The following is a 19,730-nucleotide window of genomic DNA, read 5'->3' as shown; positions in this document are numbered from 1 at the left end:
CGCATCGACAAGGATCCAACCATGAGCGCTGTTCTGGACTCCCACGGTCACGTTGCCGGTGACCACGCGCACGACGATCACCACCACGACCATCCGCACGGCTGGCGCCGCTGGCTGTTCGCCACCAACCACAAGGACATCGGGACGCTCTACCTGCTGTTCTCGTTCACGATGCTGATGATCGGCGGCCTGCTGGCGCTGGGCATCCGCGCCGAGCTGTTCCAGCCCGGCCTGCAGTTCGTGAACCCCGAGCTGTTCAACCAGTTCACCACGATGCACGGCCTGATCATGGTGTTCGGCGCCATCATGCCGGCCTTCGTGGGCTTCGCGAACTGGATGATCCCGCTGCAGATCGGCGCGTCGGACATGGCCTTTGCGCGGATGAACAACTTCAGCTTCTGGCTGATGATTCCCGCGGCCATCATGCTGGTGGCGTCGTTCTTCATGCCCGGCGGCGCGCCTGCCGCGGGCTGGACGCTCTACGCGCCGCTGACGCTGCAGATGGGCCCGTCGATGGACGCCGGCATCTTCGCGATGCACATCCTCGGCGCCAGCTCGATCATGGGCTCGATCAACATCATCGTCACGATCCTGAACATGCGCGCGCCGGGCATGACGCTGATGAAGATGCCGCTGTTCTGCTGGACCTGGCTGATCACCGCCTACCTGCTGATCGCTGTGATGCCGGTGCTCGCCGGCGCGATCACGATGACGCTGACGGACCGCCACTTCGGCACCAGCTTCTTCAGCCCGGCCGGCGGCGGCGACCCGGTGATGTACCAGCACATCTTCTGGTTCTTCGGCCACCCCGAGGTCTACATCATGATCCTGCCGGCGTTCGGGATCATCAGCGCCATCGTGCCGGCGTTCGCGCGCAAGCGCCTGTTCGGCTACACCTCGATGGTCTACGCCACCGCGTCGATCGCAATCCTGTCGTTCATCGTGTGGGCGCACCACATGTTCACGACCGGCATGCCGGTGACCGGCCAGCTGTTCTTCATGTACGCGACCATGCTGATCGCGGTGCCCACGGGCGTGAAGATCTTCAACTGGATCGCCACCATGTGGCGCGGCTCGATGACCTTCGAGACGCCGATGCTGTTCGCGGTCGGCTTCATCTTCGTGTTCACGATGGGCGGCTTCACCGGCCTGATCCTGTCGGTCGCGCCGATCGACATCCAGGTCCAGGACACCTACTACGTCGTCGCCCACTTCCACTACGTGCTCGTGGCCGGCTCGCTGTACGCGCTGTTCGCCGGCTTCTACTACTGGGGCCCGAAGTGGACCGGCGTGATGTACGACGAAACGCGCGGCAAGATCCACTTCTGGTGGTCGCTGATCGCGTTCAACGTCACCTTCTTCCCGATGCACTTCCTGGGTCTGGCCGGCATGCCGCGTCGCTACGCCGACTACCCGATGCAGTTCACCGACTTCAACCAGATCGCTTCGATCGGCGCGCTGGCGTTCGGCCTGGCGCAGGTGTATTTCTTCTTTTTCGTCGTGCTGCCGTGCATGCGCGGCAAGGGCGAGAAGGCGGCGCAAAAGCCCTGGGAGGGCGCCGAGGGTCTCGAGTGGGAAGTGCCGTCGCCGGCGCCTTTCCACACCTTCGAGAACCCGCCCAAGCTGGACGCCACGGCCACGCGCATCGTCGGCTGATCGAGATCCCAGCAGTCCCATGGCCACCAAGCCCGAGCAACGCCGCAGCAACCTGCGGCTCGCCCTGATCCTCGCGACCGTTGCGGCGGCGTTCGCCGCCGGCTTCGTCGCGAAGATCGTGCTGTTCGGCGCCTGAGGACATCGCCGCGATGAGCAACCCGCGCCGCGCCGCCGACAACCGCCGCATGGTCGCCAAGCTGGCGGTCGTCGCGCTGGCGATGTTCGGCTTCGGCTATGCGCTGGTGCCGATCTACAAGCACATCTGCGAGGCGCTGGGCATCAACGTGCTGTCGCTGTCGGAGCGCACCGTCAACGGTGCGTCGTCGCCGACGAAGAACACGCAGATCGACCCAAGCCGCACGATCACGGTCGAGTTCGACGCCAACGCGCGCGGGCCGTGGGAGTTCCATCCCGCCAAGCGTTCGGTCGACGTCCACCCCGGCGAGCTCGTCACGGTGATGTACGAGTTCCGCAACGTGCAGAACCGCGAGATGTCGGCGCAGGCGATCCCGAGCTACGCGCCCAAGCAGGCGACCGCGCACTTCAACAAGCTGGAGTGCTTCTGCTTCAACGAGTACCGGCTGCAGCCGGGCGAGAGCAAGCAGTGGCCGGTGGTGTTCTACATCGACCCCAAGCTGCCCAAGGACGTGCGCACCATCACGCTGAGCTACACCTTCTTCGAGGTCGGCGGCAAGGGTGTCGCGTCGCCCGCCAACGCTTCCGCCGCAACATCGGCCGTCGCCAAGGCGGCGGGGGCCGTGTGAGCGCGATGGCCGAGCCGAACAACCGCCACGACGCGCCGGGCGCCGACCTGCGCGAGGCCGTGCAGCGCCGGGGCTCGTTCCTGGGCACGCTGAAGGCGGTGGCCTGGTCGTTCTTCGGCGTGCGCAAGGGCAGCGACTATGAAAAGGATGTCGGCCAGCTCAATCCGCTGCACGTCATCGTCGCCGGCGTGATCGCCGCGGCGCTGTTCGTGCTGGCGCTGGTGCTGGTCGTGCGCTTCGTGATCGCCAGCGGCGCTGCCGCCTGATCGCGCCGGGCGCATTGCAAACGAGAGATCGAGGTTTTCAGGAGAGCAAGCACATGTCGGCAGCATCCCACGGGGCGACGCCCTACTACTTCGTGCCGGGGCCCTCGCGGCATCCGATCATGGCCGCGATCGGCCTGTTCTTCGTGATCCTGGGCGCCGGCCAGTGGATCAATGGCCACGGCTGGGGCGCGTACTCGCTGCTGTTCGGCCTGCTGTGGTGGGCCTTCGTGCTCAAGCAGTGGTTCGGCGACGCGATCCGCGAGAGCGAGGGCGGCCTGTACGGCCGTCGCATCGACGTCTCCTACCGCTGGAGCATGAGCTGGTTCATCTTCAGCGAAGTGATGTTCTTCGCGGCGTTCTTCGGCGCGCTGTTCTGGGCTCGCGTGTTCGCCGTGCCGACGCTGGGCAGCCTCGACAACGCCATCCTGTGGCCCGACTTCAAGGCCGTGTGGCCGAGCGTCGTGCCTGGCGCGACCGCGTCGCCGGCAGGCACCGTCGAGGCGTTCTCGACGATGGGCCCGTGGCCGATCCCGACCATCAACACCGCGCTGCTGCTGAGCTCGGGCGTCACGCTGACGATCGCCCACCACGCGCTGGTGGCCGGCGAGCGCGGCAAGACGATCTTCTGGATGTGGCTGACGGTGCTGCTGGGCATTGTCTTCCTGGGCTTCCAGGCCTATGAGTACCACCATGCGTACAGCGAGCTGAACCTCAAGCTCACCAGCGGCATCTACGGCTCGACCTTCTTCATGCTGACCGGCTTCCACGGCTTCCACGTGCTCGTCGGCATGCTGATGCTGCTGTTCATCACGATCCGCCTGATGAAGGGCCACTTCACCAAGGACCGCCATTTCGGCTTCGAAGGCGCCGCCTGGTACTGGCACTTCGTCGACGTGGTCTGGCTCGGCCTCTACGTGATCGTCTACTGGATGTGACGCGCCGGACCGCACCGGCATGAACGACAAGAGCGCCGCGAGGCGCTCTTGTTCATTGGGGAACGGCCGTTGCGCCGCCCTCAGCGGCCGACCGGCAGGCCGGTCGGCTGGATCCAGCCGAGCTTGTAGGCGACCAGGATGAACACGAACAGCGCGACGGACAGTCCGATGCGAACGGTCAGCGCACGAGCCATGCGGCCCTTGCGGTGGCCTTCTTCCTCCGAGCTGCCGTGCAGCATCGCCCGGCCGGCGAGGAACAGCGCGGCGACGATGCCGACGAAGGCGAGGGCGATGACGATCTTCATGCCGACACTGTATGGCATGCGACACGCCACTTGCGGCGAGGCGGCGCGATGAGCGAGCGCACGCGCCGCTGGCTGGTCCTGATCGCGGCATTGGCTGCGATCGCCGTGACCGTGCGTCTGGGCGTGTGGCAGCTCTCGCGTGCGGCGCAGAAGGAGGCGCTGCAAGCCGGCCTCGCCGAGCGCGGCGCCATGCCGCCGCTGCCTCAGGGCGAACTGGCGCGCGACGCGGCGACGGCGACGGCGCAGTGGCACCGGCACGTGCGCGTGCGCGGGCGCTGGCTGGCGCAGCACACCGTCTACCTCGACAACCGCCAGATGGACGGGCGCCCCGGCTTCTACGTGCTCACGCCGCTCGAGCTCGCGCCCGGCGATGCGGTCGTCGTGCAGCGCGGCTGGGCGCCGCGCGACGCTCGCGACCGCACCCGCGTGCCGTCCGTACCGACGCCGCCCGGCGAGGTCGTGCTCGATGCCGTGATCGCGCCGCCGCCGTCGCAGCTCTATGCCCTGGGCGCCGAATCGCCCGGCGCGCTGCGGCAGAATCTCGACCTCGCGGCGTTTGCGCGCGAAACGGGCCTCGCGCTGCGACCGCTGTCGCTGATGCAGACGGACGGGCGGAAGGACGGGCAGACGAGCGCGCAGAACGACGGTCAGCGCGACACGCCCGACGCCCCCTCCGACGGCCTCGCGCGCCGCTGGCCCGCCCCCGCGGCCGACGTGTACAAGCACTACGGCTATGCCTTCCAGTGGTTTGCTCTGGCGACCCTCGTCGCCGGCCTCTATGTCTGGTTCCAGCTCCTCCGCCCGCGACTCCGTGCCCGCCGTGCCGCATGACTCGGCCGAGCCGATCGGCCTGACCGTCCACAGCCTGCCGTCGCCGGGGCTTGCGCCTGCCAAGGCGCGCAGCGGCCGCCTGAAGATGCTGCTGGTGCTGGCGGTGTGCGCCGCGCCGGTCGTGGCCTCGTACTTCACGTACTACGTGATCCGGCCGCAGTCGCGCAGCAGTCATGGCGCGTTGATCGAGCCGCAGCGTCCGCTGCCCTCGGCCAGCGCGCTGCCGCTGACGGACCTGGAGGGCCGCGCGGTCGATCCGGCCTCGCTGGCCGGCCAATGGCTGCTCGTGGCGGTCGGCGGCGGCGCCTGCGACGCGCTGTGCGAGAAGCAGCTCTACCTGCAGCGCCAGTTGCGGGAAGCGCTCGGCCGCGACAAGGACCGCGTCGACCGCGTCTGGCTGATCGACGACGCCCAGCCGGTGCGCGCCGAACTGCGTCCCGCGCTTGCCGGCGCCACGGTGCTGCGCGCCGATGCCGCCGCGCTGCGCGCCTGGCTCGCGCCGGCATCGAACGAGCCGATGGCGCCGCACTTTTTCGTCGTCGATCCGCGCGGCCACCTGATGATGCGCTTTCCGGCGCCGAGCGAGCCCAAGCCCATCTTGCGCGACCTGAGCCGCCTGCTGCGCGCCTCGGCCAGCTGGGACCAGGCCGGGCGCTGAGCGCCACGGCAGGAACACGATGGACGCGACGCCGCTGTACAACTTCGAGCCGCTGCTGCACATGGCGCTGCTGGGCGTCGTGATCGCGCTCGGCCCGCTGGCGTGGTGGTGGGTGCGCCACCGCGGCGTCGACGGTGCGCGCCGCGGCCACGCGCTGGTGCTGCTGACGCTGTTCCTGACCTTCGACCTGGTGCTGTTTGGTGCCTTCACGCGCCTGACCGACTCCGGCCTCGGCTGCCCCGACTGGCCCGGCTGCTACGGCAGCGCGAGCCCGCTCGGCGCCAGCGACGAGATCCAGGCCGCGCAGACGGCCCAGCCCACCGGGCCGGTCACGCACGGCAAGGCCTGGGTCGAGATGGTCCACCGCTACCTCGCCACCGGCGTCGGGGTGCTGATCACGGTCGCGATGGCGCTGGCCTGGCTGCAATGGCGGCGCGATCGCCGCTCGCTTGCCACGGCGCTGTGGGCCAGCGCGACCTTCGTCTGGGTGTGCGTGCAAGGCGCGTTCGGCGCCTTCACCGTCACGCTCAAGCTCTATCCGGCCATCGTCACCGCACACCTGCTGGGCGGGCTGGTCCTGCTTGCGTTGCTGGCCGCGCAGGGCGCCGCGCCACGGCGCGGCGAGGTCGCGGTCAGCGCACGCCTGCGTGCCGCCATGGTGGCGCTGGCCGCGTTGGCCACCGTGCAGATCGCCCTCGGCGGCTGGGTCAGCACCAACTACGCGGTGCTCGCGTGCAGCGACTTCCCGACCTGCCAGGGCCAGTGGTGGCCGGCGGCAATGGACTTCGAGCACGGCTTCTCGATCCTGCGCCCGCTGGGCACCGGCAAGGGCGGCGAGGGCTTCCTGCCGTTCGCCGCACTCACGGCCATCCACATGACGCATCGCATCGGCGCCGTCGTCGTGCTGGCCACGATGCTGGCGCTGGCCGTTGCGCTCGGCCGCGTGCCGTCGCTGCGGCGCTTTGCGGCCGGCTTGCTGCTGGTGGCGCTGTGGCAGTTGGCGAGCGGCGTCTCGAATGTCGTGCTCGGCTGGCCGCTGGTGGCGGCGGTGGCGCATACCGGTGGCGCTGCCGCGCTGACGATCGTGATGACCACGCTGCTCGTGCGCACGCGCCGCGAGCCGGCTGCCGTCGCGGCCTGGGACGCGGCGGCCGTCGCGCCGCAGTCCCGTTCCTAGAACCTCCGACCGCCTTCGCGCCGACTCCCCCGTGGTCACTCCTGCTCCGATGCCTTCCACCGCCGCGCCCGATCCCGCGCCGGGCGCGCTGCCCTCGCCTTGGCGGCAGTTCTTCGTGCTGACCAAGCCGCGCGTCGTGCAGTTGATCGTGTTCTGCGCGCTGATCGGCATGCTGCTGGCCGTGCCCGGCTGGCCCGATGCCGCGGCGTGGGGCACGTTGGCACTCGCGTGCCTCGGTATCTGGCTGGTCGCGAGCGCCGCGGCGGCCTTCAACTGCCTGGTCGAGCAGGGCATCGACGCGAAGATGAAGCGCACCGCCTGGCGCCCGACCGCCAAGGGCGAGCTCGGCCGCGGCCAGACCTTGCTCTTCGCCGCCGTGCTGTGCGCGCTGGGCAGCGCGCTGCTGTGGACGGCGGTCAACCCGTTGACGATGTGGCTGACGCTGGCCACCTTCGTCGGCTACGCGGTGATCTACACCGTGATCCTCAAGCCGCTGACGCCGCAGAACATCGTGATCGGCGGTGCGTCGGGCGCGATGCCGCCGGTGCTCGGCTGGGCGGCGATGCGCGGCGAGGTCGGTCCCGAGTCGCTGATCCTGTTCCTGATCATCTTCCTGTGGACGCCGCCGCACTTCTGGGCGCTGGCGCTGTACCGCGCCGAGGACTACGCGCGCGCCGGCCTGCCGATGCTGCCGGTCACGCACGGCAACGAGTTCACGCGGCTGCAGATCCTGCTCTACACCTTCGTGCTGCTGGCCGCGACGCTGCTGCCCTTCGTCTACGGCATGAGCGGCTGGCCGTACCTCGTGGCCGCGGTCGCGCTGGGGCTGTGGTTCTGCGCCTATGCGCTGCGCCTGTGGCGCGGCTACAGCGAGGCGCTGGCGCGCCGGACCTTCCGCTTCTCGATCTGGTATCTGTCGGCACTTTTCGCTGCGCTGATGGTCGACCACTACCTGCCCGTCTGAGCTCTGCCGCCATGCCGATGATCCTTCGCCGCACCCTTCTTGCCGCCTGTGCGGCCTCGATGCTCGTCACGCTGGCCGGCTGCGACCGGCTCGCGGCGCTGGTCGACAAGAAGCCCGCATTCCAGGCCGTGGACATCACCGGCGCCGACTACGGCGCGGCGCTCGCGCTGACCGACGCCGACGGCCGGCCGCGCACGATGGCCGACTTCAAGGGCAAGGTCGCGGTGGTGTTCTTCGGCTACACGCAGTGCCCCGACGTCTGCCCGACCACGATGGCCGAGATCGCCGCGGCGAAGAAGCAGCTCGGCGCGGCCGGCGAGCGCGTGCAAGGCGTGTTCGTCAGCGTCGATCCGGCGCGCGACACGCCCGAGGTGCTCAAGGCCTACGTGAACGCCTTCGATCCGAGCTTCGTCGCGCTGCGCGGCACGCCCGAGCAGACCGCGGCGGTCGCGAAGTCCTTCAAGGTCTTCTTCCAGCAGGTGCCCGGCAAGGAGCCGGGGCGCTACACGATCGACCACACCGCGGGCGCCTACGTGTTCGACGCCGAGGGCCGCGTGCGGCTGTTCGTGCGCTACGGGCAGCCGGTCGAGGCCTGGACGGCCGACCTCAGGCAGCTGCTCGGCTGATCGATTCCCAATGAGAACGGGGCCGCGATGCGGCCCCGATTCCTTTGAAGGCGAATCCGCTTCAGGCCGCTTCGGCCAGCGCGACGCGCATCTTCTTCATCGCCGCCACTTCGATCTGGCGGATGCGCTCGGCGCTGACGCCGTACTCGGCGGCCAGCTCGTGCAGCGTCGCGCCGCCCGAGCCGTCGTCTTGCACTTGCAGCCAGCGCGCCTCGACGATGCGGCGGCTGCGCGCATCCAGCGCGTCGAGCGCGCGCGCGATGCCGTCGGAGGCCAGTGCGTCGCGGCGCTGCGCCTCGATCACGCGCGTCGGCTCGTGGCGTTCGTCGGCCAGGTAGGCGATCGGCGCGTAACTTTCCTCGCCGTCGTCGGAGGTCGGCTCCAGCGCGACGTCGCCGCCGGCCAGGCGCGTTTCCATCTCGATGACTTCCTCGCGCTTGACCTTGAGCTGGTCGGCGACGAGGTCGATCTCGGCGTCGCTGAGCGACTGGCGGTGCTGCTGCGCGTCGCTGTCTTCGCCGCTGACCTCGGCCTTGAAGCCTTGCTTCATCGAGCGCAGGTTGAAGAACAGCTTGCGCTGCGCCTTGGTCGTGGCCACCTTCACCAGGCGCCAGTTGCGCAGCACGTACTCGTGGATTTCGGCCTTGATCCAGTGCAGCGCGTAGCTGACCAGGCGCACGCCCTGCGAGGGGTCGAAGCGCTTCACGGCCTTCATCAGGCCGATGTTGCCTTCCTGGATCAGGTCGCCATGCGGCAGGCCGTAGCCGAGGTATTGGCGCGAGACGGCCACCACCAGGCGCAGGTGCGACAGCACCAGCTGACCGGCAGCGGCGAGGTCGTTCTGTTCGCGCAGCCGCTTGGCGAGCGACTGCTCTTCCTCGAGCGTCAGCATCGGCAGGCGATTCACGGCCGAGATGTAGGCGTCGAGGTTGCCCAGCGAGGGCACCAGCGCCCAAGGATCGCGGATCGCGAGGGCGGTGCCGGCGGCGGGCGTCGTGGACGGTGAGAGAGACATGCAGTCCTCCTTTGCAGCCAAGATACTAGCACTCGATCCGATCGAGTGCTAAGTCGAAGGCGATTGAAGACGCCTATTTGTCTCTAAGGAAATAACTGAGAGTGTGCACTAACACGCGTCAGGTGCTATCGCGCACGATCAGGGACCAGCCGAGATCGACGCAGCTGGTCGCGACCGGTTCCCCGCGCATCATCGCCAGCAGCATCGTGGCGGCTGCGCGGCCGATCTCGGCGCGCGGCGTGCGCACCGTGGTCAGCGCCGGGACCATCTGGTCGCTGCCGGTCAGATCGTTGAAGCCGGCCACCGCCACCCGCTTCGGCACGGCGATGCGCAGGCGCTGCGCGGCCAGCAGGGCGCCCTGGGCCAGGTCGTCGTTGCAGAAGAAGATCGCGTCGACGGCCGGCCGCTGCGCGACGATCTGCTCGAACATCTGCGCGCCCAGCGCCATCGACGACGGCGCCGGATTGAGCCACTCGAGCTTGGCGTCGTACAGGCCGGCGGCCTGCAGCGTCTCGCGCCAGCCCTCGCGCCGCTGCAGCGTGCGCGGATCGAGCTGGGCCGCCGCGAACGCGACGCGCCGGCGGCCGCGCTCGAGCAGGTGGCGCGTGATCGCCGCGCCCGCGTCGCGCTGGGAGAATCCGACGCTGTAGACGCCCGGCTGCGGCGCCGACTCCATCAGGTGCACGCAGGGCACGCCGCTGGCGGCCAGCAGCGAGCGGGTCGACTCGTGGCGGTCGAAGCCGGTGACCAGCACGCCCGCCGGCCGGTGCGCCAGGTGCTCGCGCAGCAGCTGCTCCTCCTCGCTCGGGTCGTAGTGCGTGATGCCGATCAGCGTCTGGTAGCCGGCCGGACGCAAGGTGCGCTGCACCGCCTCGAGCAGGTCGACGAACAGCGCGTTCGACAGCAGCGGGATCAGCACCGCGACATGCGAGCTGCGCTGCGAGGCCAGCGCGCGAGCCGCCGGATCGGGCACGTAGCCCAGCCGGCGGGCGGCCTCCAGCGCCCGCTGCGCCAGCTCTGCATCCACGGTGCGCTCGCCGCGCAGTGCGCGCGAAACGGTGATCGGGCTGACGCCGGCCGCCTGGGCGACGTCGGCCAGCGTCACGCGTCCGGTGGCACGGGTGCGGCGGTTCATGCCCGGCGGCCTAGGGAAACCACGGATCGGCGATGGGGTCGCATGGCCTAGGATAGCGCTATCTCAGCAAGGCGCGCAAGCCGAGCGAACCCCGGGGCGAGAGGCATTTCTCCTCGGGATTGATCGATCCGGCTTGCGGCCTTCTTTTGCTTCGAATCAGATAGCGCTATCTCAAATGGGCATCTCGGTGGTCGTGATGGGCGTTTCCGGCTGCGGCAAGTCGACGCTCGCCGAAGCGGTGGCGGCGCGCCTGGACCTGCCCTACGTCGAGGGCGACGCGTTCCACAGCGAAGCCAACCGTCAGAAGATGAGCCACGGCATTGCGCTGACCGACACCGACCGCGACGGCTGGCTCGACACGCTGGCCGCCGAGCTGCGCGCGCGAGCGCCAGGCGCCGTGCTGAGCTGCTCGGCGCTCAAGCGCCGCTACCGCGATCGGCTGCGCGCCGCGGCGCCGGGCCTGCGCTTCCTGTTCCTCGAGATCGACCGCGCGCACGCGATCGAGCGCGTCGCCGCACGCGCCGGCAGCCACTTCTTCAACGCCAGCCTGGTCGACAACCAGTTCGAGACGCTGGAGCCGCCGCTCGCCGAGCCGGGCGTGCTGCGGCTCGACGCCCGCGCGCCGCTCGCCCGCCTGGTCGACGAATCCTTGCGCTGGCTCACGAGCGAGGAGACGCGATGAATCACGCACCTGAAGACAGCGGCCTCGCGCAGCGGCTCGCCCATCGCGCGATGGCGGTCTGCCTCGGCGTGATGGCCTTGGCGGTGTTCGTCAACGTCGTGCTGCGCTACGGCTTCGGCAGCGGCATCGCGGCGAGCGAGGAGCTCTCGCGGCTGCTGTTCGTCTGGATGGTGTTCATCGGCGCGGCGGCGTCGTATCCGCGCGGCGAGCACATGGCCTTCACCAGCCTGGTGGCCGCGCTCGCGGGCCGTCCGCGCGCCTTGCTCGCCGCGACGCTCGCGATCCGCGCGCTCGTGCTGTTGGCCTGTGCGCTGCTCGCCTGGGGCGCCTGGCAGCAGGTGCAAGTCGGTTGGTCGAGCCGCTCGGTGGTGCTCGGCTACCCGACCGCGCTGCTGCCGCTGCCGGCGCTGCTGTGCGCGCTCGCGATCGGCGCGATGGCGCTGGCCGAGATCGTGCGTCGCACGCCGCTGGACCTGGGCCACGCCCACGAAGTGGAGTGAAGGCCATGGCGCCCGAGACCCTCGCCTTCCTGATCTTCTGCGGCGGCATGCTGGCGCTGATGGGCGTCGGCATGAACATGGCGCTCGCGCTCGTGCTCACCGGCGCCGGCATGGCCTGGGCGCTCGACTTCTGGGACACGCAGTTGCTGGCGCAGAACCTGGTCGCGGGCGTCGACAGCTTCCCGCTGCTGGCGGTGCCGTTCTTCGTGCTGGCCGGCGAGCTGATGAACGCCGGCGGCATCAGCCGCCGCATCATCGACATGGCGCAAGCCTGGTGCGGCCACATCCGCGGCGGGCTCGGCTACGTGGCGATCGGCGCGGCGGTGCTGATGGCCAGCATGAGCGGCTCGGCGCTGGCCGACACCGCGGCGCTGGCCACGATCCTGATGCCGATGATGCGCCGCCAGGGCTATCCGCTGCACACCTCGGCCGGCCTCATCGCCTCCGGCGGCATCATCGCGCCGATCATTCCGCCGTCGATGCCCTTCGTGATCTACGGCGTCACGACCAACACGTCGATCTCGGCGCTGTTCCTGTCGGGCATCGTGCCCGGCCTGCTGATGGGCGCAGGCCTCGTGATCGCGTGGAAGCTCGTCGTGCGGCGCATCGACCTGCCCACCGGTGAGCCGCTGGCGCTGCGCGAGCGCCTGCGCGCTACCGCACGCGCGTTCTGGGCGCTGCTGATGCCGCTCATCATCATCGGCGGCATGAAGAGCGGCGTGTTCACGCCGACCGAGGCGGCCGTGGTGGCGGCGTTCTACGCGCTGGCCGTGGCGCTGTTCGTGCACCGCGAAATGACGCTGGCCGAGGTCGAGGGCGTGCTGGTGCGCGCGGCCAAGACGACCGCGATCGTGATGTTCCTGTGCGCCGGTGCGCAGGTTGCAAGCTACATGATCACGCTGGCCGACCTGCCCAGCGTGCTCACCGGCTGGCTGGGCCCGATGGTGGAGCACCCGCGCGTGCTGGTCGCCGTGATGATGGTGGTGCTGGTGCTGATCGGCACCGCGCTCGACCTCACGCCCACGATCCTGATCTTCGCGCCGGTGATGCTGCCAATCGCCGTGAAGGCCGGCGTCGACCCGGTCTACTTCGGCCTGATGTTCGTGCTCAACGGCGCCATCGGCCTGATCACGCCGCCGGTTGGCACCGTGCTCAACGTGGTGGCCGGCGTCGGCCGGCTGCCGCTGTCGCGCGTGATCCGCGGCGTGAACCCCTTCCTCCTCGTCTACCTGTTCGTGCTCGCGCTGCTGGTCGTGTTCCCGCAGATCGTGACCGCGCCGGTGGCGTGGATGCGCTGACCCCAAGACAGACCGATCCAAGGAGACCGAAGATGCAAGTCCTTCGTCGCACCGTTCTCGCCGCGGCCTTCGCCGCCGCGCTCGCCGCGCCGTTCGCGGCCCTGGCCCAGGACATCAAGCCGCGCATCATCCGCTTCGGCTACGGCCTCAACGAACAGAGCAACCAGGGCCGCGCGGTCAAGCTGTTCGCGCAAGAGGTCGAGAAGCGCTCGGGCGGCAAGATGCGTGTGCGCGCGGTCGGCGCCGCCGCGCTCGGCCCCGACGTGCAGATGCAGCAGGCCCTCATCGGCGGCGCGCAGGAAATGATGGTCGGCTCGACCGCCACGCTGGTGGGCATCAGCAAGGAAATGGCGCTGTGGGACACGCCCTTCCTGTTCAACAATGCGCGCGAAGCCGACGCGGTGCTCGACGGACCCGTCGGGCAGAAGGTGATGGCCAAGCTCGACGAGAAGGGCCTGGTCGGCCTGGTCTATTGGGAGAACGGCTTTCGCAACCTGACCAACAGCAAGCGCGCGGTCAACAAGCTCGAAGACCTCGACGGCATCAAATTGCGCGTGATGCAGAACAACGTCTACCTCGACAGCTTCAAGACCCTGGGCGCCAACGCGGTGCCGCTGCCGTTCTCGGAGCTGTTCAGCGCACTCGAGACCAAGACGGTCGACGGCCAGGAGAACCCGTACAACACCATCCTGTCGAGCAAGTTCTACGAGGTGCAGAAGTACCTCAGCATCACCAACCACGTCTACAGCCCGTGGATCGTGCTGGTGAGCAAGAAGTGGTGGGACCAGCTCTCCAAGGATGAACAGAAGGTCCTGCGCGACGCCGCCGTCGCGAGCCGCGACTTCGAGCGCCGCGACACGCGCGACGAAGCCGGCCGCGCGCTGGCCGAGCTGAAGGCCAAGGGCATGCAGATCAACGAGCTGCCGCCGGCCGAGGCCGCGCGCATGCGCGACAAGCTCACGCGCGTGAATGCCGGCATCGGCGCCAACATCGGCATGGACCTGTGGCAGGAAACGCAGGCCGAGCTGGCGAAGCTGCGAGAGAAGAAGTGAGGCCTCGTGCGGCGCGATACTGCGTCGCATGAACCAGGTCCACCGCTTCAGCCTCACCGTCGAGTTCGGCGACTGCGACCCGGCGCAGATCGTCTGGTTTCCCAACTTCTTCCGCTGGTTCGACGCCGGCTCGCGGCGCTACTTCATCGCCTGCGGCGTGCCGACCTGGCAGGAGACCGAGGCCTCGTTGGGCATCATCGGCACGCCGCTGGTCGACACGAAGGCGCGCTTCGTCAAGCCGGCCAGCTACGGCGACGAGATCGCCGTCGAGAGCACGGTGAGCGAATGGCGCGGCAAGAGCTTCGTGATGAGCCACCGCATCTTCAACGCGGCGGGCGAGCTGCTGTGCGAATGCGAGGAGGTGCGCGTGTTCGCCGAGCGCGTCGCGGGCGATCGGCATCGCATCCGTGCGGTGCCGGCGCCCGAGTCGATCAAGGCGCTGTGCGCGCAGCGCTAGACTGGTTTTCTTCATGACGATGCCATAGCGCGCGGCCTTTGCTCCGCGTGCCGAAGGAGACGACGATGGCTTCCAAGGCTGCCTTCCACTGGGACGACCCGCTGCTGCTCGATGCGCAGCTGTCGGACGACGAACGCGCCGTGCGCGACGCCGCGCGCGCCTACTGCCAGGACCGGCTCGCGCCGCGCGTGCTGCAGGCCTTTCGCGACGAAACCACCGATGCGGCCATCTTTCGCGAGATGGGCGAGCTCGGCCTGCTGGGCCCCACCATCCCCGAGGCCTACGGCGGCGCCGGCCTCAACTACGTCAGCTACGGCCTGGTCGCGCGCGAAGTCGAGCGCATCGACTCCGGCTATCGCTCGATGATGAGCGTGCAAAGCTCGCTGGTCATGGTGCCCATCCACGAGTTCGGCACCGAGGCGCAGAAGCAGAAATACCTGCCCAAGCTCGCCCGCGGCGAATGGATCGGCTGCTTCGGCCTGACCGAGCCCAACCACGGCTCGGACCCCGGCAGCATGGCCACGCGCGCGCGCAGCGTCGCCGGCGGCTACGAGCTCACCGGCTCAAAGATGTGGATCACCAATAGCCCGATCGCCGACGTCTTCGTCGTGTGGGCCAAGGACGACGCCGGCCAGATCCGCGGCTTCATCCTCGACAAGGGCGCCAAGGGTCTTTCCGCACCGGCGATCAAGGGCAAGGTGGGCCTGCGCGCCAGCATCACCGGCGAGATCGTGATGGACCGCGTCTTCGTGCCCGAGGAGAACGCCTTCCCCGAGGTGCGCGGGCTCAAGGGCCCGTTCACGTGCCTGAACAGCGCGCGCTACGGCATCGCCTGGGGCGCTTTGGGCGCGGCCGAGGATTGCTTCCACCGCGCGCGCCAGTACGTGCTGGATCGCAACCAGTTCGGCCGCCCGCTGGCGGCCAACCAGCTGGTGCAGAAGAAGCTGGCCGACATGCTGACCGACATCACGCTGGGGCTGCAGGGCTGCCTGCGCCTGGGGCGCATGAAGGACGAGGGCACGGCGTCGGTGGAGATCACCTCGATCATGAAGCGCAACTCCTGCGGCAAGGCGCTGGAGATCGCGCGCACGGCGCGCGACATGCTGGGCGGCAACGGCATCTCCGACGAGTTCGGCGTGATCCGCCACGTGGTGAACCTGGAGGTGGTCAACACCTACGAGGGCACGCACGACATCCACGCGCTGATCCTCGGGCGCGCGATCACGGGGATCCAGGCGTTCAGTTGAGGGGCGCAACGGCCCCGCCTGCTCCCTCTCCCGCGTGCGGGAGAGGGTTGGGGTGAGGGTCAGGCCGCCACGGACTCCAGTCGGAACGCGCCGATCGCCTGCGCGAGCCGCTGCGCCTGCTCCTTGAGGCTCTCGGCCGCGGCGGCGCTTTGTTCGACCAGCGCGGCGTTCTGCTGCGTCATCTGGTCGAGGTTCGTCACCGCGCTGTTGACCTGTCCGATGCCGTCCGATTGCTCGGCCGCGGCCGCGGTGATCTCGCCGATGATGTCGCTCACGCGGCGCACCGAGGCGACGATCTCGTTCATCGCGCCGCCCGCGTCTTGCACCAGCTTGGCGCCCGAGTCGACCTTCTCGACCGAAGCGCCGATCAGCGTCTTGATCTCCTTGGCCGCGTCGGCGCTGCGCTGCGCGAGGCTGCGCACCTCGGAGGCCACGACCGCGAAGCCGCGGCCTTGTTCGCCGGCACGCGCGGCCTCGACCGCGGCGTTCAAAGCGAGGATGTTGGTCTGGAACGCGATGCCGTCGATCACGCCGATGATGTCGACGATCTTCTTCGAGCTGGCGTTGATCTCGTCCATCGTCGCAACCACCTGCGCGACCACCTCGCCGCCCTTGGCGGCCGAGGTCGAAGCGGAAGACGCCAGCTGATTGGCGGTGCGCGCCGAATCGGCCGTCTGCTTGACGGTGCCGGTCAGCTGCTCCATCGACGCCGCGGTTTCCTGCAGGTTCGACGCCGTCTGCTCGGTGCGCGACGAGAGGTCCTGGTTGCCGGTCGCGATCTCGCTCGAGGCGGTCGTGATGCTGTCGGTCGCGACGCGCACCTGGCCGACGGTGTCGCGCAGCGAGGCGGTCATCTGGCGCAGCGCGGCGAGCAGGCTGCCCGCGGGCGCGTCGTGCAGGTCGACCGCGAGATTGCCGCCGGCGACCTGCTGCATCGCCGCGATCGCATGGCTGGGCTCGCCGCCGAGCTGGCGCAGCACCGAGCGCGCGACCACGACGCCGAGTCCGGCGATCACCGCGAGGATCAGCGCGCCGACTCCGGCGCCGGCCAGCACCGCGCGGCGGACCTGCGCCTTGACGTCATCCATGTAGACGCCCGAGCCGACCATCCAGTCCCAGCCGGGCACGGCCATGACGTACTGCAGCTTGGGCACCGGCTCGCTCGTGCCGGGGCGCGGGAAGTTGGTGTCGACGAAGGCGCGGCCGTCCTTGCTGGCGCGCAGGCCGGCGACCATGTCCTTGATGATGAAGCGACCCTGGCCGTCCTTGAGCTTCTCGCGCATGTCCTGGCCGGCGAACTCCGGCTTGAACGGATGCATCACGCCCGTGCCGTCGAGCGTCCAGAGGTAGTAGTACTCGGTCTTGCCGTCGGCGCCGCCGTAGCGCGCGATGCGCAGTGCCTCCTTGGCGGCGGCTTGGGCATCGGCGACGCTCATCTCGCCCGACGCGGCCTTGGCCTGGTAGCCGAGCACGAGGTTGTGCGCCGCTTCCACCGCGGTGCGCAGCTGGTCGCGGCGGGCCGTCTCGATGTCTCGGCTGGTGTTGAAGGCCGACACGGCGGCCAGCAGGATGACGCCGGCGATCGCGCTGCCCACGAGCAGGGCGATCCGGTTCTTGAAAGTCCAGTGATTCAGCATGGCAATACGTCCGGGAGCGGGCCGTGGCGGGTCATCCGGCCCGAAGCCTGATATCGGCCGCGGTTTGCGCGACTGAAGGGCTGGAGACGATTCTGGACGGCCGGCGCGCCGCGCCATGGGCCGAAAAGCGGGCGCCCGGCGCGCCAGATGTCAGACCGCCGTCAACGCCGCGCCGTGCGCGCGACCGATGATGCGGGGCGAGGCCGGCCGCATGTGCGAGCGCTGCGCTAGAGTCATCTGCGACGCCAGCGCGGCCGCGGAGATTGCCGGTGATGCCACAGAACCAGACCGCCCGTAAGACCTTGTCCCCGCCTCGCTCGATGCACATCCTGCTCGTCGAAGACGATCCCGCGTTGGCCGAGTCCACCGCCCGCGCCCTGCGCTCGCAGGGCTGGGAGGTCGACCACACTGCGCGCGGCGAGCCCGTTCCCGCCTCGTTGAAGGCCGACCCGTACGACCTGCTCATCCTTGACATCGGCCTGGCCGGCATCGACGGCTTCGAGACCCTGCGCCGCGTGCGCGAGCAGGGCCTGGAGACGCCGGTGCTGATGCTCACTGCGCGCGATTCCATCGAAGACCGCGTCCAGGGCCTCGAGGCCGGCGCCGACGACTACCTGGTGAAGCCCTTCGCGCTGGCCGAGCTGATCGCCCGCGTGCGTGTGCTCACGCGCCGGCACCAGGCACGCCAGGGCAGCGTGCTCGCGATGGGCGGCCTGAAGATGGACCTCACCGCGCGTCGCGCCTGGATCGGCGAAGAGCCGCTCGAGCTCTCGGCGCGCGAATGGTCGGTGCTCGAGTTCCTGCTCGGGCGTGTCGGCCACGTGGTCGGCAAGGAGCAGATCCTGCAGGCCATCAGCGGCTGGGACGACGCGCTGTCGGAGAACGCGGTCGAGGTCTATGTCTCGCGCCTGCGGCCCAAGATCGAGCCGGCCGGGCTGCGCATCCGCGCGGTGCGCGGCTTCGGCTACCTCGTCGAGGACAACGGCGCGGCGGCGCGCTGAGCGGCTCTCTACGCGCGCTCCGTTCGCCGCCATGCCGCTGCCGCTGCTGAAGAGCCTGCGGGCCAAGCTGCTGGCCGCGGCCGGCATGCTGATCCTCGTCATCGCGCCCGTGCGCGTCTGGTTCGACGCGCAGGAGGAGATCGCGCGCGCGGAGGCGCTGTTCGACCAGGTGCTGGCCGACACCGCCTACGCGATCGGCGAGCAGATCGGCGCGGCCGTGGCCGAGGGCCGACCGCCGGCGCGGGCCATCGGTGCGCAGGCCGAGGCCATGCTGCGAGCCAGCCAGACCGAGCGCATCTACTACGCGGTGCTCGACGGCGAGGGCCGACCGATCGCCGGCGACGCGCCGCTGGCCGCGCTGCCTCGATCCGCGCTGCCCGGGCTGTCGCACCGCGCCTTCGATGCCCGGCTCGATGGCGAGGCGGTGCGCATCGTCGACATGGCCGTCGAATGCGGCAGCTTGCCCAATTGCCGCGTGCGCGTGGCCGAGACGCTGGGCCGGCGCGACCTCGCGCGCGCCAGCGCGGTGCGCTCGACCGCGCTGTTCTCGATCGCCTCGGCGGTCGCGTTCGCGATCGCGATCTGGGCCGTCGCGACGCTCGCGCTGCGGCCGCTGCGCTCGGTCAACCGTGAACTCGCCGAACGCACGCTCGATGACCTGCGCCCGCTCGGGGCGCATGGCGTGCCCAGCGAGGTGCGGCCGCTGATCGACGCGATCAACCAGCTGCTGCGCCGCCTCGGCGAGGCGGCCGCGCGCCAGCGCCACTTCATCGCCGACGCGGCCCACCAGCTGCGCACCCCGCTGACCGCCTTGCGCACCGAGTCCGAGCTCGCGGTGCTGGAGCCGCACGCGCCCGAGATCGACGCGACGCTGCGGCGCCTGCACCGCGGCGCCGAACGCGCGGCGCGCCTGGCCGACCAGCTGCTCGCGATGGCGCGCGCCGAGGCGAGCCCGCGCGATTCGGCCGGCCTCGAGCCGCTGGACCTCAAGGCCGTGGCGCAGGAGGCCGCGCAGGACTGGGTACCGCGCGCGCTGCAGCGCGGCGCCGACCTCGGGTTCCAGCTCGAATCCGCGCCGGTGCGCGGGCGCGCGGCGCTGCTGCGCGAGCTGCTGGGCAACCTGGTCCACAACGCGCTGGAGTACGCCGGGCCGCACCCGCGCGCCGACGGCAGCGCGGCACGCATCACCGTGCGCACCGGCTTGCGCGAGGGTTGTCCGTGGATCGAGGTCGAGGACAACGGTCCGGGCATCGCGCCCGACGAGCGCCAGCGCGTCTTCGAGCGCTTCTACCGCGCGCCCGGCTCACCTGGCACCGGCAGCGGCCTGGGCCTGGCGATCGTGCACGACATCGCCACCGCCCACGGCGCGCACGTCGAACTCGGCGAGGCGCTGGACGGTGCGGGGCTGCGCGTGAGCGTGGTGTTCCCCCCGGTAGCCATTTAGCGACGTACCGAACGCGGCAAGTAGGGGTTCACCAGGTCTTGCGCGGATCCGGCTTCGCCGGTCCTCAGCAAGGGCCCCCT

General features: G+C 69.8%; 22 protein-coding genes. 18 read left to right on the top strand and 4 right to left on the bottom strand.

The annotated features are described in order from the left end of the window. Positions 1-21 precede the first annotated feature (21 nt). The 5 genes from ctaD to ACO2TI_RS09030 are packed head-to-tail and all read left to right on the top strand — an operon-like array spanning position 22 to position 3,621. Positions 22-1,656, top strand: coding sequence for a cytochrome c oxidase subunit I (ctaD, locus tag ACO2TI_RS09050; protein ID WP_423283707.1), 1,635 nt, complete (start codon positions 22-24; stop codon positions 1,654-1,656). Between the two features lie 19 nt (positions 1,657-1,675). After that, positions 1,676-1,792 (top strand): cytochrome oxidase small assembly protein, encoded by a 117-nt coding sequence (locus ACO2TI_RS09045; protein WP_423283706.1) that lies wholly within the window; start codon positions 1,676-1,678, stop codon positions 1,790-1,792. 13 nt (positions 1,793-1,805) lie between these two features. Further along, on the top strand, positions 1,806-2,420 hold the full coding sequence (locus ACO2TI_RS09040; RefSeq protein WP_423283705.1) for a cytochrome c oxidase assembly protein: 615 nt from the start codon (positions 1,806-1,808) through the stop codon (positions 2,418-2,420). A gap of 5 nt (positions 2,421-2,425) precedes the next feature. Beyond that, on the top strand, positions 2,426-2,686 hold the full coding sequence (locus tag ACO2TI_RS09035) for a DUF2970 domain-containing protein (protein ID WP_423283704.1): 261 nt from the start codon (positions 2,426-2,428) through the stop codon (positions 2,684-2,686). Between the two features lie 53 nt (positions 2,687-2,739). Beyond that, the gene (locus ACO2TI_RS09030) at positions 2,740-3,621 is read left to right on the top strand and encodes a cytochrome c oxidase subunit 3 (protein ID WP_423283702.1); all 882 of its coding nucleotides are present in this window, start codon (positions 2,740-2,742) and stop codon (positions 3,619-3,621) included. A gap of 80 nt (positions 3,622-3,701) precedes the next feature. Here ACO2TI_RS09030 and ACO2TI_RS09025 read toward each other — a convergent pair whose 3' ends face one another. Further along, a complete protein-coding gene (locus ACO2TI_RS09025) occupies positions 3,702-3,944 on the bottom strand; it encodes a twin transmembrane helix small protein (protein ID WP_423283701.1) in 243 nt (80 codons plus the stop codon). A gap of 30 nt (positions 3,945-3,974) precedes the next feature. Between ACO2TI_RS09025 and ACO2TI_RS09020 the strand changes: the two genes are divergently transcribed. Genes ACO2TI_RS09020 through ACO2TI_RS09000 form a run of 5 tightly spaced genes read left to right on the top strand, consistent with a single transcriptional unit; the run spans position 3,975 to position 8,182 of the window. Continuing rightward, positions 3,975-4,757: an SURF1 family protein gene (locus ACO2TI_RS09020; RefSeq protein WP_423283700.1), complete on the top strand. Its 783-nt coding sequence runs from the start codon at positions 3,975-3,977 to the stop codon at positions 4,755-4,757. Beyond that, complete coding sequence (locus ACO2TI_RS09015) at positions 4,705-5,415, top strand: SCO family protein (RefSeq protein WP_423283699.1); 711 nt, start codon at positions 4,705-4,707, stop codon at positions 5,413-5,415. The genes ACO2TI_RS09020 and ACO2TI_RS09015 overlap by 53 nt, the downstream gene beginning before the upstream one ends. Before the next feature lie 19 nt (positions 5,416-5,434). After that, complete coding sequence (locus ACO2TI_RS09010; RefSeq protein WP_423283698.1) at positions 5,435-6,592, top strand: COX15/CtaA family protein; 1,158 nt, start codon at positions 5,435-5,437, stop codon at positions 6,590-6,592. Between the two features lie 49 nt (positions 6,593-6,641). Further along, complete coding sequence (cyoE, locus tag ACO2TI_RS09005) at positions 6,642-7,556, top strand: heme o synthase (protein WP_423283696.1); 915 nt, start codon at positions 6,642-6,644, stop codon at positions 7,554-7,556. 11 nt (positions 7,557-7,567) lie between these two features. Further along, positions 7,568-8,182 carry an SCO family protein gene (locus tag ACO2TI_RS09000; RefSeq protein ID WP_423283695.1) on the top strand — a complete coding sequence of 205 codons (615 nt, stop codon included), beginning with the start codon at positions 7,568-7,570 and terminating at the stop codon, positions 8,180-8,182. 61 nt (positions 8,183-8,243) lie between these two features. Here the strand turns inward: ACO2TI_RS09000 and rpoH are convergent, their stop codons facing one another. Together rpoH and ACO2TI_RS08990 are read right to left on the bottom strand one after the other, a co-directional pair. Further along, the gene (gene rpoH, locus ACO2TI_RS08995; protein WP_423283694.1) at positions 8,244-9,197 is read right to left on the bottom strand and encodes an RNA polymerase sigma factor RpoH; all 954 of its coding nucleotides are present in this window, start codon (positions 9,195-9,197) and stop codon (positions 8,244-8,246) included. Between the two features lie 118 nt (positions 9,198-9,315). Further along, a complete protein-coding gene (locus ACO2TI_RS08990) occupies positions 9,316-10,332 on the bottom strand; it encodes a LacI family DNA-binding transcriptional regulator (protein ID WP_423283693.1) in 1,017 nt (338 codons plus the stop codon). 175 nt (positions 10,333-10,507) lie between these two features. Between ACO2TI_RS08990 and ACO2TI_RS08985 the strand changes: the two genes are divergently transcribed. The 6 genes from ACO2TI_RS08985 (at position 10,508) to ACO2TI_RS08960 (ending at position 15,568) form a co-directional block, all read left to right on the top strand. Then, entirely contained in the window at positions 10,508-11,014 is a 507-nt protein-coding gene (locus tag ACO2TI_RS08985; protein ID WP_423283692.1) for a gluconokinase, read from the top strand. Then, the gene (locus ACO2TI_RS08980) at positions 11,011-11,514 is read left to right on the top strand and encodes a TRAP transporter small permease (protein WP_423283691.1); all 504 of its coding nucleotides are present in this window, start codon (positions 11,011-11,013) and stop codon (positions 11,512-11,514) included. Before ACO2TI_RS08985 ends, ACO2TI_RS08980 begins: the two co-directional genes overlap by 4 nt. A 5-nt stretch (positions 11,515-11,519) precedes the next feature. After that, complete coding sequence (locus tag ACO2TI_RS08975) at positions 11,520-12,812, top strand: TRAP transporter large permease (protein WP_423283690.1); 1,293 nt, start codon at positions 11,520-11,522, stop codon at positions 12,810-12,812. 32 nt (positions 12,813-12,844) lie between these two features. Next, positions 12,845-13,864, top strand: coding sequence for a TRAP transporter substrate-binding protein (locus tag ACO2TI_RS08970; protein ID WP_423283689.1), 1,020 nt, complete (start codon positions 12,845-12,847; stop codon positions 13,862-13,864). A gap of 28 nt (positions 13,865-13,892) precedes the next feature. Further along, the gene (locus ACO2TI_RS08965) at positions 13,893-14,321 is read left to right on the top strand and encodes an acyl-CoA thioesterase (protein ID WP_423283687.1); all 429 of its coding nucleotides are present in this window, start codon (positions 13,893-13,895) and stop codon (positions 14,319-14,321) included. A 65-nt stretch (positions 14,322-14,386) separates the two neighbouring features. After that, positions 14,387-15,568, top strand: a complete 1,182-nt coding sequence (locus ACO2TI_RS08960) for an acyl-CoA dehydrogenase (RefSeq protein ID WP_423283685.1) — start codon at positions 14,387-14,389, stop codon at positions 15,566-15,568. A gap of 59 nt (positions 15,569-15,627) precedes the next feature. Here ACO2TI_RS08960 and ACO2TI_RS08955 read toward each other — a convergent pair whose 3' ends face one another. Beyond that, a complete protein-coding gene (locus ACO2TI_RS08955) occupies positions 15,628-17,205 on the bottom strand; it encodes a methyl-accepting chemotaxis protein (protein ID WP_423283684.1) in 1,578 nt (525 codons plus the stop codon). A gap of 320 nt (positions 17,206-17,525) precedes the next feature. Between ACO2TI_RS08955 and ACO2TI_RS08950 the strand changes: the two genes are divergently transcribed. Both ACO2TI_RS08950 and ACO2TI_RS08945 read left to right on the top strand, forming a co-directional pair. After that, on the top strand, positions 17,526-18,206 hold the full coding sequence (locus ACO2TI_RS08950; RefSeq protein WP_423283683.1) for a response regulator: 681 nt from the start codon (positions 17,526-17,528) through the stop codon (positions 18,204-18,206). 31 nt (positions 18,207-18,237) lie between these two features. Next, on the top strand, positions 18,238-19,650 hold the full coding sequence (locus tag ACO2TI_RS08945) for a sensor histidine kinase N-terminal domain-containing protein (protein WP_423283682.1): 1,413 nt from the start codon (positions 18,238-18,240) through the stop codon (positions 19,648-19,650). Positions 19,651-19,730 lie beyond the last annotated feature (80 nt).

It is taken from the genome of Caldimonas sp. KR1-144, from assembly GCF_049446155.1.
In the GTDB taxonomy this organism is placed as follows: domain Bacteria; phylum Pseudomonadota; class Gammaproteobacteria; order Burkholderiales; family Burkholderiaceae_C; genus Rivibacter.
The sequence above is the reverse complement of the archived record's forward strand: the minus strand, read 5'-3'. Positions and strand labels throughout refer to the sequence as shown.

Excerpts from the sequence above, each read along its gene's own strand:
- ctaD (WP_423283707.1), top strand. The coding sequence starts at position 22 with ATGAGCGCTGTTCTGGACTCCCACGGTCACGTTGCCGGTGACCACGCG.
- ACO2TI_RS09045 (WP_423283706.1), top strand. The coding sequence starts at position 1,676 with ATGGCCACCAAGCCCGAGCAACGCCGCAGCAACCTGCGGCTCGCCCTG.
- ACO2TI_RS09040 (WP_423283705.1), top strand. The coding sequence starts at position 1,806 with ATGAGCAACCCGCGCCGCGCCGCCGACAACCGCCGCATGGTCGCCAAG.
- ACO2TI_RS09035 (WP_423283704.1), top strand. The coding sequence starts at position 2,426 with ATGGCCGAGCCGAACAACCGCCACGACGCGCCGGGCGCCGACCTGCGC.
- ACO2TI_RS09030 (WP_423283702.1), top strand. The coding sequence starts at position 2,740 with ATGTCGGCAGCATCCCACGGGGCGACGCCCTACTACTTCGTGCCGGGG.
- ACO2TI_RS09025 (WP_423283701.1), bottom strand. The coding sequence starts at position 3,944 with ATGCCATACAGTGTCGGCATGAAGATCGTCATCGCCCTCGCCTTCGTC.
- ACO2TI_RS09020 (WP_423283700.1), top strand. The coding sequence starts at position 3,975 with ATGAGCGAGCGCACGCGCCGCTGGCTGGTCCTGATCGCGGCATTGGCT.
- ACO2TI_RS09015 (WP_423283699.1), top strand. The coding sequence starts at position 4,705 with ATGTCTGGTTCCAGCTCCTCCGCCCGCGACTCCGTGCCCGCCGTGCCG.
- ACO2TI_RS09010 (WP_423283698.1), top strand. The coding sequence starts at position 5,435 with ATGGACGCGACGCCGCTGTACAACTTCGAGCCGCTGCTGCACATGGCG.
- cyoE (WP_423283696.1), top strand. The coding sequence starts at position 6,642 with ATGCCTTCCACCGCCGCGCCCGATCCCGCGCCGGGCGCGCTGCCCTCG.
- ACO2TI_RS09000 (WP_423283695.1), top strand. The coding sequence starts at position 7,568 with ATGCCGATGATCCTTCGCCGCACCCTTCTTGCCGCCTGTGCGGCCTCG.
- rpoH (WP_423283694.1), bottom strand. The coding sequence starts at position 9,197 with ATGTCTCTCTCACCGTCCACGACGCCCGCCGCCGGCACCGCCCTCGCG.
- ACO2TI_RS08990 (WP_423283693.1), bottom strand. The coding sequence starts at position 10,332 with ATGAACCGCCGCACCCGTGCCACCGGACGCGTGACGCTGGCCGACGTC.
- ACO2TI_RS08985 (WP_423283692.1), top strand. The coding sequence starts at position 10,508 with ATGGGCATCTCGGTGGTCGTGATGGGCGTTTCCGGCTGCGGCAAGTCG.
- ACO2TI_RS08980 (WP_423283691.1), top strand. The coding sequence starts at position 11,011 with ATGAATCACGCACCTGAAGACAGCGGCCTCGCGCAGCGGCTCGCCCAT.
- ACO2TI_RS08975 (WP_423283690.1), top strand. The coding sequence starts at position 11,520 with ATGGCGCCCGAGACCCTCGCCTTCCTGATCTTCTGCGGCGGCATGCTG.
- ACO2TI_RS08970 (WP_423283689.1), top strand. The coding sequence starts at position 12,845 with ATGCAAGTCCTTCGTCGCACCGTTCTCGCCGCGGCCTTCGCCGCCGCG.
- ACO2TI_RS08965 (WP_423283687.1), top strand. The coding sequence starts at position 13,893 with ATGAACCAGGTCCACCGCTTCAGCCTCACCGTCGAGTTCGGCGACTGC.
- ACO2TI_RS08960 (WP_423283685.1), top strand. The coding sequence starts at position 14,387 with ATGGCTTCCAAGGCTGCCTTCCACTGGGACGACCCGCTGCTGCTCGAT.
- ACO2TI_RS08955 (WP_423283684.1), bottom strand. The coding sequence starts at position 17,205 with ATGCTGAATCACTGGACTTTCAAGAACCGGATCGCCCTGCTCGTGGGC.
- ACO2TI_RS08950 (WP_423283683.1), top strand. The coding sequence starts at position 17,526 with ATGCACATCCTGCTCGTCGAAGACGATCCCGCGTTGGCCGAGTCCACC.
- ACO2TI_RS08945 (WP_423283682.1), top strand. The coding sequence starts at position 18,238 with ATGCCGCTGCCGCTGCTGAAGAGCCTGCGGGCCAAGCTGCTGGCCGCG.